The following is a 17,137-nucleotide window of genomic DNA, read 5'->3' on the forward strand; positions in this document are numbered from 1 at the left end:
TGTACACAGTGCACTGGGTTATGTATCACCTTTTGAGTTTGAAGCAATGTACTATGATAAGATTAACCCGTTAGGTCAGGTGGCCTAACTTAAATAAAAAAGTCTCCGACAAACCCGGTACGGTTCATAAAGAGGACTCAGCTTCCATTCTAGAGCATGCAAAAGCGAATACAGAAGTTCTAAAATCAACCTCAGCTTTATTAGATGTAATAAAAAAGCAAAACTCTCAAACGTAATTAATGTAGTGAGAAGGCGACATGGATGTCGCCGTTCACTTGTGATACATGGACGTATCATCAAGTGAACAAAAGATTTTTGTTACCTTACGAAGCAGTGCTCATCTTTCAAAAGTAAGGTAATGCCTACGCAAAGCAATTAATTTTTCCTACAGCCAAAATGGGCAGTGATTCAATAAATCCTCTCCCTAACCCTCTCCTTTAAAAAAGGAGAGGGAACCTAAAGGCATAAAAAAGCCCCTACATCGTAGAGGCTTTTTCTTATTTAAGACTTAAAGCTTAAGACACTTTATCACCAGCTTTAGCACCAGTTTCTGGTGAAATCACCCAAACACCTTCGCCATTACCCGCAGCTAAAACCATACCGTTAGAAATACCAAAACGCATCTTACGTGGAGCAAGGTTAGCTACCATGACCACCAATTTGCCTTTTAAGTCTTCAGGTTGGTAGAACTCACGGATACCGCTAAATACGTTACGCGGTTCAGCTTCACCAACATTTAAAGTCAATTGAAGCAGTTTGTCAGAACCTTCAACATGAGCTGCTTCTAAAACTTCAGCCACACGCAGGTCAACTTTCATAAAGTCTTCGATACCGATAATTTCAGCTTCGCCAACTTTAAGCTCAGGTTTCTTTTCAGCTTTCTTCTCTTTTTTCTTCTCAGCTTTTGGTGCTTCCGCAGGTGCAGCTAAAGAGTCTTTAGATGCATCGACCATTGCAGCAACTGCTTTTGGATCTACACGCTGCATCAATGGTTGGAATTGAGCAATTTCATGATTCACCAAAATCGTTTTGCCTGAAGCAAAGTCGAAAGACTCAAGCTTCAAGAAGTCTTGAACTTGAGCAGCCAAAGTTGGAAGAACTGGAGCAAGGTAAACTGCCAATTGACGGAACAAGTTAATACCTACAGAACATACGTCATGTACTTGTTGTTCTTCACCTTCAATTTTCGCTAAAGCCCAAGGCTTTTTCTCATCGATGTATTGGTTAGCTTTGTCAGCAAGCGCCATGATTTCACGGATGGCTGCAGAGAATTCACGTGCTTCATATTGAGCAGCGATTGATGCACCTGCATCAATAAAGCTTTGTACCAATTCAGGCTCTGCACACGTTGCAGAAAGTTTGTTATCAAACTTGGTGTTGATGAACTTGGCACAACGACTTGCGATGTTCACGACTTTACCAACCAAGTCAGAGTTTACTTTCTGAACGAAATCATCAAGATTTAAGTCAGAATCTTCAACTTTGTCAGAAAGTTTAGATGCGAAGTAGTAACGTAAGTATTCAGGGTTCAAATGCTCAAGATACGTTTCCGCTTTAATGAACGTACCGCGAGATTTAGACATCTTCTGACCATTTACAGTCAAGAAACCGTTTACGAATAAGCTTGTTGGGGTACGGTAGTTTGCACCTTCAAGCATTGCAGGCCAGAACAACGCGTGGAAGTAAACGATGTCTTTACCAATGAAGTGATACACCTCATTTTTAGAATCTTTTTTCCAGTAATCGTCAAAGCTCAAATCAGGACGTTTAGTTTTGATGTAGTTTTCAAAGCTCGACATATAGCCGATTGGCGCATCTACCCAAACGTAGAAGTATTTGTTTGGCGCATCTGGAATTTCAAAACCGAAGTAAGGCGCATCACGGGAGATGTCCCAATCAGACAGACCTGCTTCAAACCATTCATCAAGTTTGTTGGCAATTGACACAGGCAGACGGCCTTCGTCTCGTGTCCATTTTTGCAGGTATTCACCAAAGTTTGGCAGTTTAAAGAAGTAGTGATCTGAAGATTTTTCTACAGGTGTCGCACCGCTCAAAGTCGATTTTGGATTGAGTAATTCAGTTGCGTTGTATGTTGTACCACACACTTCACATGAGTCGCCGTATTGGTCTTCCGCTTTACATTTCGGGCATGTACCTTTAATGAAACGATCCGACAAGAACATTGCTTTTTCAGGGTCAAACAATTGCGTCACAGGGCGTACAGCAATGTTGTCCGCTTCACGGTTCTTAATGTAAATCTCTGAAGCGCGTGCTTGGTTTTCAGGGCTATTAGTTGAGTCGTAATGGTCAAAGTCAACTCTAAAGCCAGCAAAGTCACGTTCATGTTCTTTTTGCACATTGGCAATTTGCTGTTCAGGCGAAATACCATTGGCTTCAGCGCGCAGCATAATCGCTGTACCGTGAGCATCATCCGCACATACATAAGTCACGTTATGACCCATTGCACGCATGGCACGAACCCAAATATCAGCTTGGATATAACCGAGTAAATGACCCATATGAATTGGGCCATTCGCGTATGGAAGGGCGTTAGTAACTAAAATATTACGCACGGATATGACTCTCTCATTCGTATTTATGCAATGGGCTGTAATTTTACATGAGATAGCTGGTACTTGCACAAGGGAATAGGTGAAATCTTTGCAAAAGTAAAAAAATCTATATTGCTGACACAATTACAGTGATAATAGGGCATAACTGTGATGCCTAAGAGTAACAAGCCCATGTATGAAGATGACTATGATGACGATCAGCCAATCACTCGTATTCCTCAAAATGAACAGCGTCATAAATTGGGGCATCACATTATTAAAGATGCGCAGCAATATTTAGAACAGATTTCTGCAGATGAGCATGCCTTACTGATTCAAACCCTGCGTCATTTGGCACAAGATGAGCCTTATTTCGATATTTTGGCCGATGAACTAGATCAGCCTATAGAAATGAAAGTAGCGAATGATGCTTTAAATTTATTGTATTTTTGGCAACTGCTTCATCAACATGAAAATGATGCAGACTTTGATTTTCTGAATGTCATCAATAGCGAGTTTTTTCAGACAGAAATGTTGAAAGCCTTTGATGCCTTAGAGAATGGTGAAAATAAAGCGCAACGTCGTTTGGTTCTACTTGAAGCTTTTAAACTGTATAAGCTGAATTTCCATGCCGGTTGTATCCCTGTCTTGTATGCACAGTTAGAAGGCATTTTAACGGATGTACTGATTCAAATGGGCTTTTTAAAGCAGAGCGGTACCAAGTTTGTCGATGTATATAAAATTGTACCCGGTCTAAAAGGCAGTGAAATTAAAAGCCTATGGCACAAATCTAAAATTGCCAATGAGCTGAATCCGTATTTTGCCGAATTGGCAGCCTACCAAATGGATAGCAGCTCTACCGTAGCCATGACCCGTCATAATATTTTACATGGTACCGATGTCGCGCATTTTAATCAGGGACGGAGTTTCATCCTATTTATTTGGCTGTTTTCCGCAGTAAGCTTTATGAGCACGGTCAGCAAATAAGCAAATTTTCAAGAGATCAATGCATCGGAATGGCGTTGGTCTCTTTGCATAACATCATCCTTTAAAATTAAAAAGCTTCGAGTAAAATCGACCATACATATTTGCATCAAACCATTGTGAAAATAGGCAATCACATGGCATTTTCCTGTGGTTGATTTGTTTCTAAATGCGTCTAATTCAGGTATCTGCTTCAAATCGCGTTATAACTATTGTTAGACAATAACAGAGAAGAGGCGAGAACGATGACAACTGAAAATAAAATTGATCAATTGAAAGATAAAGCGTCAGAGTTGGGTGATGATCTAAAGCTCAAAGCCAAAGAGGCTCAACTTGAAGGTAAAAAAGCACTCGATGGTACAAAGCATAAAGTTGAAGAACTCAAGCTTGAGGGTGAAAAAACCTTAAATGACGCCAAACATGAACATGCAGAACAGCATGCTGAAACCAAAGACCGTCTAGAGCAGTTAAAAGCAGAAGCGAGTCATAAATTTGATGAAGCCAAAGTCAAAGCTTCCGAACTTAAACATGAGGCTGTCGAAAAATTTGATGAACTCAAAGTGCAGGCGACAGAGAAATTTGACGAGTTAAAAAAGAAAGCCACTGACACACTGAATAAGTTTAAAAAAGATGATCAAGCTTAATTGGGGCTGATCAAAAAAGCCGTTCTATCAAGAGCGGCTTTTTTAGGATTCATTGTTTTAATCCATCTAAATTTTCAGTCTTAATATTTTTGACTTGATCATCGACTATGGTAATCACATAGCGCATATTGGCAATTTCATAGGTGTAATCTACCGCTAGTTTCGCAGGCAGATTTTTCTCTTGCAGCGGATAAGACACCATTTTCATCGGAGAAGCTTGCATACGCGAGCGCATGAGATCGATGCTATCACCAATCGTTACAGTTTGTCGGTCAGGTGTTTGAATGGCTTCAGTCGCAATTTCTGCATAGGCTGCTGAAGTCAGGAGCATCAAGGCACATAAAGTCGTTTTATAAATATTCTTCTTATAGATAGTCTTCGGATACATCGTCATCCCCATTTTAAAAACTAAAAAGCACAAAATGTGCCTTTAGATTGCACATCCATCGCGATGATTATTCTGTTGAAACGACTGAAATATAAACTGAAATTACGCTGAAAATGTATGGTTGATATGTAATCAATTTAAAATTTAATGGCATTGGTTTAGCCGTATAGATCAACTACAAAGGCATTTTAAGTGGCGCACGCTTGAAAACTTGCTTGAAAGCTGACTAAATTACTCAACTTTATAAGCTTATAGGGATAAGTCATTCATCTCCCTCTTACTCTGTGGCAAATGAACAGGTAAACTATCGCTATTATCTTTTGATGTTCCTGTTTGGAGACAACATAATGTCGTGGCTTTCTTCTCTAAAATCTGTGTTTTCACCCTCCCAAGAGGTGAAAGAAGAGGAAATCCAACAGGTTTTACAAAACTATGTACTTCCCAATTCAAATAATGCCTTAAAAGACCGTATTACTCAGGTGAATGTGCAAGGTCAGATCTTACAGATCACGATTAATACCTTTCCTTCAGAAGCCGATGACTTACAAAAAATCCATGATGATTTGGCTGATGCGTTAGAAAAATGCGGCATTAACGAGCTGAATATGCATGTGATTCAACAAAAAACAGGGCATAAATCTGAAGGTGGTTGTGGTCATCATCATGCAGAAGGCGAAAGCTGTTCTAGCCAAGAAAAAGCTGAGAGTTCAGCAGCAAAAAGTCAGTTACCTCCAGTTGTGGATGCGTCTGCGAAAACACCCGAAGCACCTGCCGAAGTTGATCCGAATAACCCACCGATTCAAAAAGCCGCTCCACAACAGCGTGATGTACCGAAACACCCACGCATTAAAAATGTCATTTTGGTGTCATCTGGTAAAGGTGGTGTGGGTAAATCGACCACCACTGTGAATTTGGCGCTTGCATTACAACAGCTGGGTTTAAAAGTTGGGATATTAGATGCAGACATCTATGGTCCAAGTATTCCGACGATGCTCGGCAATGCAGGCCGCACGCCGATGATTGAAGCTGAGCAATTTGTTCCTATCGAAGCATATGGTATGGCAGTCTTATCGATTGGCCATTTAACAGGTGATAACAATACCCCTGTGGCTTGGCGTGGGCCGAAAGCGACGGGGGCGTTAATGCAGCTCTTTAACCAAACTTTATGGCCTGATCTGGATGTATTGGTCATTGATATGCCACCAGGCACAGGTGATATCCAGTTGACGCTTGCACAGCGTATACCAGTGACAGGTGCTGTGATTGTGACGACACCACAAAATGTTGCATTAATGGATGCGACCAAAGGCATTGAGTTGTTTAACCGTGTACACATCCCAGTGATGGGTGTGGTTGAAAATATGTCGACCCATATTTGTTCGAACTGTGGGCATGAAGAGCAAATCTTTGGCACAGGTGGTGGTGACCAACTTTCAGCCCAATATGACATTCCACTTTTAGGTCGTTTACCGCTGAACGTACGAATTCGTGAAAATGCCGATGCAGGGAAACCGTCTGTGATTGCTGGTGATGATGCTGCTGAAAGCTATATGGCGATTGCGCAAAAAATTGCAGATGCATTGCCTCAAGTTGAAAAAGATAAAAACCGTATTTTCTAAGGGTTTACTGAAATTTAAGTTGCTCGCATTAAATCTGGCCTCGTGCCAGATTTTTTATAACGTGGTATTGGGAGTGTTTGAAAATTATGAGTACTGAACTTTAGACATTCAACGATGTCTATGAATTACACATCTAAAAAACGATTTGCACAATTTCTTATTTTTCCTGCGATTATAAGCCGTATGCCAAGGATAAAATTCTTGAGGCATATCAAAGGATGTCGCGTTTGTACTTAGTTTTTACAAAATAGCTTTCACGATATTTCTATTATTTTGGCTAGGATCAATTCTTTGAACGGCAGTAACTGTACAAACGCATTGTGTCTTAGATTTTTTGCCAAATGTCCTCTGTTACAAGGGGCTTAGCATTGAAAAAATATAGAGGAACAAATAATTTTAAATATTATTTGAAGTCATTAAAACCCACCCATCAAATGAGGGTACGCCTTAGTCTAAGAAATTAAAAAGCCCGGTAATTACCGGGCTTTTTAATTGGTTTTTTAGGAGGAAAGAGACGGGTTTGCTTTACGTTTAGCAGTGATAATATTCACCGTAATTGCGATGATGACCATGATAATGCCTACAATATCTGTAATGGTTTCTGGAATAATCATACACAGCGCACCCACACCTAAAAAAATACGCCAGAACCAGTTGAGATAAGTCTTGAAATAACCTTCAACTGCGGAGCCTAAAGCGAGAATTCCTATCACTGAAGTGACAGTAATACTCACTATAGTTGTCCATGCAGGAAAGGCAAATTCTCGAGCATTGACTGCAACATTGGTGGTATCAATCATCAGCATGGCAGGGTTATAAACGAATAAAAATGGAACAATAAAACCAGCAAGAGATAGTTTTAAGGCCTGAAACCCAGTGCGCATTGGATCACCGCCTGCAATTCCTGCGCCCGCAAAGGCGGCAAGGGCAACTGGTGGGGTGATGTTTGCAAATAAACCAAAATAGAACACAAACATATGCGCGACTAATACAGGAATATCAAAGTTTGCGAGTGCTGGTGCTGCCATGGTGGCAGTAATGATATAGGCCGGAATAGATGGAAGCCCCATGCCTAAAATCATCGATGCAATCATGGTTAAAAATAAAGTGAGAAAGAGACTACCTGCACCTAAACTCATAATTGAAGAAGTCATTACTGAACCAAAACTTGTCAGACTTACTACGCCGATAATAATACCAACGACAGCACAAGCAGCCATCACAGATAATGATTGTTTGGCTCCATCAACGAGCGCATCTAAAATATCTTTTACACCCATTCGTGTTGATTTTCTTAAAGCTGCTACAAAGATGGTCAGGACGATGGTGTAGACAGCAGCATAGCTCACAGGAATATTTTGAAATAAGAAAAAGACCAGTGCCAAAATTGGAATAAGTAAATGTCCACGCTCTTTTAGAACTTCTTTTACTTTAGGTAAATCAGCTTTAGGTACGCCTTTCAGATCATCTTTACCCGCACGGAAATGAACTTGAGCCATGACGCCAAGGTAATACAATAAAGCAGGTAATAATGCGGCTAGTGCAATCGTGCCATAACTCACGCCAGTTGTTTCGGCCATAATGAAGGCACTCGCACCCATGACTGGCGGCAAAATTTGTCCACCGACGGATGCACTGGCTTCAACGGCACCAGCAAAATTCTTGTGATAACCAATTTTTTTCATCAATGGAATGGTAAATGAGCCTGTGCCAACAACATTGGCAACAGCAGTTCCATTAATACTGCCCATAAATCCACTTGAAATTACAGCAACTTTGGCAGGACCACCTTGTTTATGTCCAGCCAGCGCCATGGCAAGATCATTGAATAATTTCCCCATACCTGATTTTGCAAGAAAAGCACCAAAAAGGATAAATAAGAAAATAAAGGTGACGGATGCACCAATTGCCGAAGAATATAAGCCTTCGGTTTTTAAATACATATGTCCGAAAATGTCGCTGATTGTATAAGGGCGAGTAAGTAATCGATCTGGCATCCAATCAAAGTGACTGATAAATGTATAGGTCAGGAAAATTAAACTTAAAATGGGCAACATCCACCCCATGACCCGGCGAGTTGCTTCTATGACTAATACCACACTCATAATTGCAAACGCGATATCTAAGGTATTTGGAATACCACCTCGAGTGGTCATAATAGATTGATATTCTTTCCATAAATATAAAAAACTGAAGATGGAAAGCAAAGCCAAGAACCAATCGAGAAGTGAAATATGCTGTCGGGAGCTTGTTTGACGAGCTGGATAGAGTAAAAAAATGAGTGCTAGGCCAATAGCGACATGGGCTGCACGCTGTATTAACTCAGGTAAAGGATTAAACGTAATAAATAAATGAAATAATGAATAAAAGATCGCTACAAATGCAACAAAGTAGGTAACAGATTTGCTCATATTGATTCGAGTAACAGATTCCCGATCAAATTTTTCTAATATGGCTTGTTGTTGTTTCTCATCGAGTTGTTCTAATACAACTTTATCTTCTTTGGAATTCATAGGCATTCTCCAATCCACCAAGACTTCCATTTGGGTTGATATTGAACCGAGATGTTGACCAAACTATAGTCTGGGTAACTTTGAAAAATAGACCAAATTTTTTGGTCAGCGAGGATCGTGCCTTGCATATTTCTAGAAATCACCCAGTTGATTTCATCTATATTTTGATTGACCCGCATTCTAATCACACCATTTTTTTGAAACTCAATGGGATAATTTGAGGGTGTACCTGCACCAAATGAAATCAAATCGGTGTGGCGCAGTAAAAACTTATTCTTTTGACGCTGATATTGTTCAGACCAAGCCGTCTTTTCTACTGAATGCTTCCACTGTAAATCAAATTGATCAGTTGAAATTTTGCATATATCAGTTTCAACTCTAATCTGCGTATACAGTGTTGGATAGCTAGCATAGATTAAGAAGAACAATATAAAAAATGCAGTATAAACTGCATTTTTTTGAAGCTTATTATTTTTTAGCCACTTCATCATAGTAGCGTTTCGCGCCTGGATGTAGAGGCGCTACAAGGCCTTGTTGAGCACCTTCAAGCGTGATTTCTGTTGCTGCTTGGTGTGAAGTTGCCAATTGAGGCAAACTGTCAAAGAAAGTTTTTGTTAGTTTGTAGACATCATCATCCGATATATCTGTGCGAACAACTAATGCATTTTTAATTGCGGCAGTTTGAATGTCCGCAGTATTGCCATATGTGCCTTTTGGAATAATCATCGGTAAGAAATAACTTTGATCTTTAGCTATTTCTTTGACTTTATCTGCATTGATTGAAACTAACTGTAGATCAAAGCTTTGTTGAAGTTCCATGAGTGATGAATTTGGAATGCCACTAGTCAGGAATGCTGCATCAAGCTTGCCACCTTTTAAAGCATCAGCGGCTTCAGCATAGCCTAAATAATCAACTTTAATATCTTTATAGGTGATTCCAAAACCATTCAACAGTGTACGTGCATTTACTTCTACACCTGAATTTTGTGCACCTACAGCGATACGTTTACCTTTCAAATCTTCGATATTTTTGATCCCTGATTTTTTAGAGGTTACGATTTGTACGTAGTTGGGATAAAGCGCTGCGACTTGGCTGACATTCTCAACTTTACCATTTGCGAAACTTCCTGTTCCGTTCAGTGCTTCTGTTAAGCTGTCACTCATAACAAATGCCATTTCAACTTTATTCTGTTTCAGAAGGTTTAAGTTTTCGACGGATGCACCTGTAGTTTGAGTCTTAGAATTTACACCAAAGGTTTTGTTATAAATTTCTGCAAGACTTGTCCCAATCACATTGTAAGGTCCTGATGCCCCACCAGTTGCAATGGTTACGAACTTGGTTTGAAGTTTGTCAGATGTAGCAGTTTCTGCGCTTTTTCCTTCCGTGGTATTTTTTGAAGTAGATTGATCATTTGAGCAAGCAGTAATACACGCCAAAGTAACCGAGAGTAACGTGAGTTTTGTCCATTGGTTCATAGAAACGTCCTTTTACACATAAATTTTGAATATTGATTTGATGAGTTTTAATTTTAATTTCCACTACTCAATTGAACATAACTTAATCAATTATTTTTGAAAAGTATTTTTTTTTGATTTTTTAGTCTCCAATAAATAATGGTTATGCGTAAGAATGGCATGGAGCTATATCGTTTATTTTAATAATATTTTGTTACGTGTAAAAACTGTAGGGTATACATGGAATCATGTGAAATTTCTTTTATAAATATAAGTTCAAGATATTTCTTTGAATTGTAAGGTGCTCTGAATGACTGTTCAGCTAAGGTTTTGTTTTTCTATTTAAGTTACTGAATTTATAATTAAATAAGGAGTTTTTTATAAGCATTTCTATTTTTTATTTTGCTAATACGAAACAACTGAATTAATCTTCGCGGATTAAGTTTGAGGTCAAAGTATGATTTCATGGTTTTTTATTGGTCTAGTTATCAGTATTTTGTTAACGCCAGGACCAACCAATACGCTACTCGCATCTTCGGGTATTCAAGTTGGGCTACGTAAATCATTCCGACTCATTCCAGCGGAAGCCTTTGGTTATCTTATTTCGATTAGCCTATGGGGTTTTCTCATTGGTAAAATTTCCGTACATCTGCCTTTACTGCCGACCATTTTAAAACTGTTTAGTGCTGGCTATATTCTATTTTTGGCTATGCGATTATGGCGTACAGCAACTGTTGCTGAAAATTTTAATCAAAAGGGCATTCGTGCACGCGAACTCTTTGTTGCGACGTTATTAAATCCTAAAGCACTATTATTTGCATCTGCGATTTTTCCTGCATTGGCTTGGCAAAATGCGCAGTATTATGTAGCTCACATGCTGATCTTTTTGTTGTTGATCGTTCCTATTGCATTTTTTTGGACCTTTCTTGGTTCCGTTTTGGCATCGAATAAAATTAGTTGGCTCAATCAAGCCAATCTACAACGAACAGCATCGCTAGTCTTGGTCAGTTTTTCGATTCCACTGAGTTATTCTGCGATTTTAAAACTCTAAATTGATTTGAAAATGACTAAATCCGCTTAGTTCCGCAAAGCTTATTTTCATTAAGTCGGATTTCAGTTAAAGTACCACGCAATAATTGATTTAAGTTTTTGGATAGAGATAAATGGCTATTAAGTCTGATCGTTGGATTCGCGAAATGAGCGAAAAACACGGCATGATTGAACCGTATGCAGAAAACCAAGTCCGTTATGATGAAACTGGCGAAAAGCTTATTTCGTATGGCGTGTCGAGCTATGGTTATGACGTGCGCTGTGCTCGTGAATTTAAAGTCTTTACCAATGTTCATTCAGCAATTGTTGACCCTAAAAACTTTGACGATAAAAGCTTTATTGATATCGAATCAGATGTTTGTATCATTCCGCCGAACTCGTTTGCACTAGCACGTACAGTCGAATATTTCCGTATTCCACGTAATGTGTTAACCGTTTGTTTGGGTAAATCAACCTATGCTCGCTGCGGTATTATTGTCAATGTGACGCCTCTTGAACCAGAGTGGGAAGGTCACGTGACTTTAGAATTTTCGAATACAACCAACTTGCCTGCACGTATTTACGCGGGTGAAGGTGTCGCACAAATGTTGTTCTTCGAATCAGACGAAGTGTGCGAAACCTCTTATAAAGACCGTGGTGGTAAATACCAAGGTCAAACCGGTGTGACATTACCGAAAGCTTAATCCTTTGGATTGAGTTTAAAAAAAGCGGGCGAATTAGCCCGCTTTTTTGTTGGGTCATTCATCGGAAAATAGACCATTCGGTGGGGAAGTTTTTGCAATTGAGTAATTATTCAGCATAATAAAAAGTTAAGTGACTGGTCTATCACAAGTCTCCATTTAAGGAATAAATGGACAATAACATCAAAGCCAGTTCTCAGGAATAAATATAAGAGAGATGCAGAGCATCTGATAAAAGGAAGGTCGAGATGACTCAATTCACCCAGGCTAAGTTATTCCGCCAGAGTTGCTTAGCAGCCGCAGTCAGCATGTTTGCTGCACCATCTGTTTATGCGCTTCAAGATTTATCAGATGAAGCACTTTCAGCCACAACAGGTGAAGGTGTTGCACTCACTTTAGAAAATTTCAAAATGGTCTTTCAAGGGCCAAATGACCGTTCTACGGCTTCTAGTTATGCGTCTGGTATGGTTGATCCAGGGAAAAACGATACAGGTTTTATTCGGATTATTCCTACTGGTGAAAACTATGAACAATTAGGCCAGCGTGCTTACGATAAAATCTACAAAGCAGCATATGTTGATGCCTATCAGCAAGGCCGAGTTACGGGCTATAACGGTGTTTATGACTCCACTTTCTTAAGTTCTAAAAGCACCTATGAGACCAATAATGCTACACGTATTACCAATGAAACCATCGCAACATATTCAACAGAATATCGTGGCCGATTAGTACAGTCTTATCTTGAATCACCAACGATGAAGGCATATTACGATCAGCGTTATGCAGATTATTATGATGGTTCATCGTCTGGTTTGAAATTAGAAGATGATGGTACAACGAAAGAATCAATTACACCGTGGTTAAAAGAAAAGTCTCAAGCTGCTGCTTTAAAAAATACCTATGAAATGATTGAGTTACTATACGGTAACAATAGTACGGGTAATTTACCTACTGGGTCTACGTTTTATAAAAATTATGTCTCAGGAAAAATTACACGTTCAAATCTTATTGATCCAACAAAAGATGCTCAGTTAAATGCCAAAGCTGCAGAAACCCTCAATCAGTTGGCAACGGACTATGCCAAGCTTGAAGCTCAAAAGGCGAGTGATTCAGCATTAGCAACGGTGAAAAAAAATGCTGAAATTACAGCAAAACAAATTGCCTCGACTGCGACCGTATCGAGCCTCAGATCGAAAGCAGATGTATTTATATATGGCTTAGCCCTGTCCAATAGCAAAGATAAAAATGGAAAAAGTTCATTAGCAACGCGCTATACAGACCAAGGATTTAATTGGGGTACAGCAGAAAACCCATGGCTTTTCCATGCGGGTAATCAAGATGTTGAACAATTTGCGAAAGATAATAAGGGGAATGTTGGTTACTTAGCGATTGAGGCACCATTAAAGAAAATTGCGGCAGATGATGCATCTAACAACATCAAGCTTGGTTTGTGGATGGATGTATTTTCACGGTCGTTGAATTCAAGCAATGTTGTTGATCCGATTACCGGTGCGCCGACTAGCGGCTTAGATAAAGACTATCGTTTACGGACTCAAATTGTTGCCAATGGCCTGAGTTTAAATGGTTCACAAGTTCGCATTTTCCAAACCCTGAAATCAACAAATACCAACTATAACCAAACTTTAGGTTTAGCCAGTTTAATTCGTATTAATACCAATGATCGTGCTGAGTCACTGAGTATCAATGATGGAGATTTGGATGCTCGCGGCATGCGTATCAGTACAGCTGCACGCTCTGAATTGGATGATGGAACAGCAGCGACACCAGCGATGGATCGTTCTGTCGCTCCGATCTTCCATGAAACTGAAGGTCTATATTTATATAGCCCAAATATCAATTTAGTTTTAGGAAATATGTATCAGCCCTTTATTGTGGGTTCAGAAGGTCGAAATATTATTTTGGAAGTGACACGTATTCCAAATGTACCTTCTATTTACAGTAAAATTTATACTTACTATACGGATATCGCTGGTAATACCACAGGTACATCGGGTTTAACTGCTGCAGACTTTAAAGGTTCAACCTGTAATGTCTATAGTTGTGGCACGGAGTTAAAAGCAAACTCTTCAGATGCGACAGCACTATATCAAGGACGTAATGCAACACACAGTAGCATTGCGATCGGTACAGTAGAGCGCTTGCCTGGTAATCTGTTGAATGCAAAAAGTACGGATACTGCGACAGGTGTGGTGTTTAAAGGTGCCAATGGACAAAGCACGAATTTAGGATCTGTTGCCATAGATGGCGTATTGATTCAGCACTTAAAAATAAGAACAACAGGGCTGTAGGAGAAATCACATGTATAAAATTTTATGCGCTGTTGTTTGTGCTGCACTGACACAAACTCATGCAGGTTTAGTGTCTATGGATAATAGCGAACTTACCGCTGCAACCGGTCAAGGCGGTGCAGATCTCAGTTGGACGCTTTCATTAAACCATCAATACGCCAATGATATGTCGAAAAACAACATTTCTATCATGGATGCGAATGGTAAAACTACTCAGGCTTTTTATGGATATCAATGTTCATCCAATGAGTTTTGTCGCTTAGCTCTTGCACCCAATAATCATGTGGATGCAAATGGTAATAAGAAATGGTTGGTGTTTAAACAGTTTCAAGGAACGTTACAGATCGATCAATTTTCACTAGATGGTGTGACGATTATCAATCGTGAAGGTAATCCACAAACGGCTATGCAGTTGACATTTTATGATGATAAGCCATTAAAAATTAGGAATTTAGGCTTTGCTACGTTGGCGGTGGAAACAGGTACGACAGGTAAGGAAGGTTATGAGAATACCAGTACTTATACGACCTATACTGAAAAGAAAGCTGATGGAACAACTTCAACTTTAGCTGTGCCTGATTTTGATCGTGGTTCAGAACAAGGATTTATGGGTGTTAATGTGCACGGCAACATGCACATGAGTGGAAAGTTAAACATCTTCAGTTTTAACTGCACTGGAAATGGTGCAGGTCGCTGTTAATCAGCTGTGACTGAATATAAGGATATAGTGATGAAAAAAATAACAACTTTAACGGCACTCGCAACCAGTATTTTACTTGCTCAACATGCATATGCTTTTGAAGCGATGACCGATGAAAGCTTGGGTGCAGTTACTGGCCAAGATGGTATTTCGATTACCTATGAAGTTTCTAGAGTCAAAGTTGATCAGTTAAATTGGGTTGACCCAACTGACCAAAATAAGATGAAAATGGGTGTGCACAATGTACAAATAGATGGTGTTGGGCAAAGCACCATTACATCAAAATTAGATTTTGATGTTGGGACTACGGATGCTGGTGTAGGCATGCGTTTAGCTGCGAGTGTCAGCCCATTTACGGCTGTTGCACAAAATATTATGTTGCTGTGTCAAGGTGCAACGTGCCAAACGCCTACACAAAATTTAGGTTCACTTACGATTGCAACATCTTCACCTTTAAAAGTATTACTTGAAACCAGCAATGGTCTATTTAACCGTAATGATACGGCATATATGGAATTTCAATTGCAAAATGCCAGTATTAGTCATGGTATGAATGGGCATAGCGTAACCTTAAAGGACTTTAACTTTAACTTTGCTGGTTCAGGTTATATGTATGTCGCAGCTGATGAAGGCATTGTTCTCACCACAAAATCCACAGGGAGCAAAGACCATACGGTCAATTTGGGGCGGGTAAAGGACACTTCAGATGTGCATAGTTCACGTAGCGATGCCACAAACCCCGGCGTTAATATCGATCTACGCTACGGTACTGATGGTGGTGCGCAGCGCAATTTAATTCGTATGGGAGCATCGGGTGCTGTCACCAATGCACGAGTTGCCTTAAATGCCAATCAAGATGGAATCAAAGATTTTGGTCTAGCAACGAAGGCTTCTGGATATGAGTCCGTTGGTTCAGGTGGTTTACATTTAGGTGTGCGCGCGGATTTCACTTCAAAGGATGATCCTAGCCTTGTTGCAGGTCAAGCACCGACAACCTTAGAAATTGGCCATACGGGTATTGGTAGTTATGCCATTGAGTTTTCTAATTTAACGTCTTTAGTTGCTGATAAAAATGCCTATATTGATTTTGGCGATATTTATATCAATACCATTCAAGCAAAAAGCCTTGATTTTCTGGTAAATGATAAATTAAAAGCGACATTAGGTTTAACCAATAATGTTTTAACCCAGAATCTGTCAAATCAAACGGTGGGCGGAAATTTTGCACTAGTGGCGATTCGTGGTATGGATTTTCAGTCTATCGCGCGTACCGCACGATTTATTTCTGATAACTCAATTGCCGCAATTGCAAGTAATGACAACAGTTGGGGGATTGGTATCCCGATTTATAATATGAATGCCAATGTTGCATTATCAGAGAAAAAATACAGTTATAAAAATGCGGCTGAAAAATCAGGTATTGGCTATAACCTTGTAATGAGCACAGATGGTTATGGTGTTGATAAAAAAACAGGAACACCAAGTACAACATCTATTATTTTGATTGATGGTAAAAAAGGTATTAATGGTCAAGAAGTTAATTATTATGCAGGCTTACGAAACATCAATGCACTTATTCAATCTGATGGTGTGATTGGCTATGAAAATGATGGCATCTATGTACGTGCAGATAATTTATTGATTGCAGCCAATGCCGAGTTAGCGATTGGTCAACTTCCGGGTTCAACCTATAACTGTGCGACTACAGCTTCTGCCAAATGTGGGACTACAGTACCTTTAGATAATTTCTCTAAACGTGATGATGTGTTGACGAATATTGCGTTTAAACTCGATGGTAAGGGTGAGCTATTTATAGTGCCGGGTCTAAATGACAGTGCAGAAAATAACTATTTGTCTTTCCGTGGAAGCTTTGAATTTAAAGCATTAACTGATGCTGAAAAGAAAGATCAAAAAGTTATGGGAAGCTATTTAAGTTTGATGAATGAAGATGTAAATGCCAGCGGTGTCGTTTCAGCTTCAAGTATCAATATTAATAAAATGCAGGGCGATCTAGGCTTTGATGCTCGAATTAAAATGAAACAAGATTCGGTAGAGTTTGATAATCAGGTAAAATTCAATCCAACCAATAATATGTCTAAAGCGTTTCGTGCAGAAGTTTCGATGTTAACAAATGGCAATATGCAAAAGATGGCGGATATTGCCCTAACCGGTGGAACAATGCGAAGTACGATGGGGATTACTCCACGCTAGTAAAATTAAATCAATAACAAATAAATAAAATA

General features: G+C 39.5%; 13 protein-coding genes. 8 read left to right on the top strand and 5 right to left on the bottom strand.

Translation table 11 applies throughout. The features are described 5' to 3' along the window. Window positions 1-515: 515 nt before the first annotated feature. On the bottom strand, window positions 516-2,573 hold the full coding sequence (metG, locus tag FTT85_RS06280) for a methionine--tRNA ligase (protein WP_180183129.1): 2,058 nt from the start codon (window positions 2,571-2,573) through the stop codon (window positions 516-518). 171 nt (window positions 2,574-2,744) lie between these two features. On the opposite strand from metG, the gene FTT85_RS06285 reads away from it, so the two are divergent. After that, window positions 2,745-3,539: a hypothetical protein gene (locus FTT85_RS06285; protein ID WP_180183171.1), complete on the top strand. Its 795-nt coding sequence runs from the start codon at window positions 2,745-2,747 to the stop codon at window positions 3,537-3,539. A 242-nt stretch (window positions 3,540-3,781) separates the two neighbouring features. After that, window positions 3,782-4,180 carry a hypothetical protein gene (locus tag FTT85_RS06290; protein WP_180183130.1) on the top strand — a complete coding sequence of 133 codons (399 nt, stop codon included), beginning with the start codon at window positions 3,782-3,784 and terminating at the stop codon, window positions 4,178-4,180. Window positions 4,181-4,229: 49 nt separating this feature from the next. On the opposite strand, the gene FTT85_RS06295 is transcribed toward FTT85_RS06290, so the two are convergent. Next, window positions 4,230-4,568, bottom strand: coding sequence for a hypothetical protein (locus FTT85_RS06295; RefSeq protein WP_180183131.1), 339 nt, complete (start codon window positions 4,566-4,568; stop codon window positions 4,230-4,232). A 347-nt stretch (window positions 4,569-4,915) separates the two neighbouring features. Here FTT85_RS06295 and apbC point away from each other — a divergent pair, with 347 nt between their 5' ends. Continuing rightward, window positions 4,916-6,187 (top strand): iron-sulfur cluster carrier protein ApbC, encoded by a 1,272-nt coding sequence (gene apbC / locus FTT85_RS06300; RefSeq protein ID WP_180183132.1) that lies wholly within the window; start codon window positions 4,916-4,918, stop codon window positions 6,185-6,187. A gap of 500 nt (window positions 6,188-6,687) precedes the next feature. Here the strand turns inward: apbC and FTT85_RS06305 are convergent, their stop codons facing one another. Genes FTT85_RS06305 through FTT85_RS06315 form a run of 3 tightly spaced genes read right to left on the bottom strand, consistent with a single transcriptional unit; the run spans window position 6,688 to window position 10,176 of the window. Beyond that, window positions 6,688-8,700 carry a TRAP transporter permease gene (locus tag FTT85_RS06305; protein WP_180034517.1) on the bottom strand — a complete coding sequence of 671 codons (2,013 nt, stop codon included), beginning with the start codon at window positions 8,698-8,700 and terminating at the stop codon, window positions 6,688-6,690. After that, window positions 8,697-9,191: a DUF1850 domain-containing protein gene (locus tag FTT85_RS06310; protein ID WP_257232101.1), complete on the bottom strand. Its 495-nt coding sequence runs from the start codon at window positions 9,189-9,191 to the stop codon at window positions 8,697-8,699. The genes FTT85_RS06305 and FTT85_RS06310 overlap by 4 nt, the downstream gene beginning before the upstream one ends. Beyond that, window positions 9,169-10,176 carry a TAXI family TRAP transporter solute-binding subunit gene (locus FTT85_RS06315; protein WP_168379308.1) on the bottom strand — a complete coding sequence of 336 codons (1,008 nt, stop codon included), beginning with the start codon at window positions 10,174-10,176 and terminating at the stop codon, window positions 9,169-9,171. The genes FTT85_RS06310 and FTT85_RS06315 overlap by 23 nt, the downstream gene beginning before the upstream one ends. A 436-nt stretch (window positions 10,177-10,612) precedes the next feature. On the opposite strand from FTT85_RS06315, the gene FTT85_RS06320 reads away from it, so the two are divergent. The 5 genes from FTT85_RS06320 to FTT85_RS06340 all read left to right on the top strand — a co-directional run bounded on the left by FTT85_RS06320 (window position 10,613) and on the right by FTT85_RS06340 (window position 17,105). Next, a complete protein-coding gene (locus FTT85_RS06320; protein WP_078192265.1) occupies window positions 10,613-11,206 on the top strand; it encodes a LysE family translocator in 594 nt (197 codons plus the stop codon). 112 nt (window positions 11,207-11,318) lie between these two features. Then, the gene (gene dcd / locus FTT85_RS06325; protein WP_086174816.1) at window positions 11,319-11,888 is read left to right on the top strand and encodes a dCTP deaminase; all 570 of its coding nucleotides are present in this window, start codon (window positions 11,319-11,321) and stop codon (window positions 11,886-11,888) included. Window positions 11,889-12,133: 245 nt separating this feature from the next. Next, window positions 12,134-14,194 (top strand): hypothetical protein, encoded by a 2,061-nt coding sequence (locus FTT85_RS06330; protein ID WP_180183133.1) that lies wholly within the window; start codon window positions 12,134-12,136, stop codon window positions 14,192-14,194. Window positions 14,195-14,204: 10 nt separating this feature from the next. Beyond that, window positions 14,205-14,894, top strand: coding sequence for a hypothetical protein (locus tag FTT85_RS06335; RefSeq protein ID WP_111884916.1), 690 nt, complete (start codon window positions 14,205-14,207; stop codon window positions 14,892-14,894). 30 nt (window positions 14,895-14,924) lie between these two features. Continuing rightward, window positions 14,925-17,105: a DUF6160 family protein gene (locus FTT85_RS06340; protein ID WP_180183134.1), complete on the top strand. Its 2,181-nt coding sequence runs from the start codon at window positions 14,925-14,927 to the stop codon at window positions 17,103-17,105. Window positions 17,106-17,137: the final 32 nt, after the last annotated feature.

The organism is Acinetobacter sp. YH01020, from assembly GCF_013420275.1.
Lineage (GTDB): Bacteria > Pseudomonadota > Gammaproteobacteria > Pseudomonadales > Moraxellaceae > Acinetobacter > Acinetobacter amyesii.

Coding starts and splice junctions, on each gene's coding strand:
- FTT85_RS06285 (WP_180183171.1), top strand. CDS start 2,745: ATGTATGAAGATGACTATGATGACGATCAGCCAATCACTCGTATTCCT.
- FTT85_RS06290 (WP_180183130.1), top strand. CDS start 3,782: ATGACAACTGAAAATAAAATTGATCAATTGAAAGATAAAGCGTCAGAG.
- FTT85_RS06295 (WP_180183131.1), bottom strand. CDS start 4,568: ATGTATCCGAAGACTATCTATAAGAAGAATATTTATAAAACGACTTTA.
- apbC (WP_180183132.1), top strand. CDS start 4,916: ATGTCGTGGCTTTCTTCTCTAAAATCTGTGTTTTCACCCTCCCAAGAG.
- FTT85_RS06305 (WP_180034517.1), bottom strand. CDS start 8,700: ATGAATTCCAAAGAAGATAAAGTTGTATTAGAACAACTCGATGAGAAA.
- FTT85_RS06310 (WP_257232101.1), bottom strand. CDS start 9,191: ATGATGAAGTGGCTAAAAAATAATAAGCTTCAAAAAAATGCAGTTTAT.
- FTT85_RS06315 (WP_168379308.1), bottom strand. CDS start 10,176: ATGAACCAATGGACAAAACTCACGTTACTCTCGGTTACTTTGGCGTGT.
- FTT85_RS06320 (WP_078192265.1), top strand. CDS start 10,613: ATGATTTCATGGTTTTTTATTGGTCTAGTTATCAGTATTTTGTTAACG.
- dcd (WP_086174816.1), top strand. CDS start 11,319: ATGGCTATTAAGTCTGATCGTTGGATTCGCGAAATGAGCGAAAAACAC.
- FTT85_RS06330 (WP_180183133.1), top strand. CDS start 12,134: ATGACTCAATTCACCCAGGCTAAGTTATTCCGCCAGAGTTGCTTAGCA.
- FTT85_RS06335 (WP_111884916.1), top strand. CDS start 14,205: ATGTATAAAATTTTATGCGCTGTTGTTTGTGCTGCACTGACACAAACT.
- FTT85_RS06340 (WP_180183134.1), top strand. CDS start 14,925: ATGAAAAAAATAACAACTTTAACGGCACTCGCAACCAGTATTTTACTT.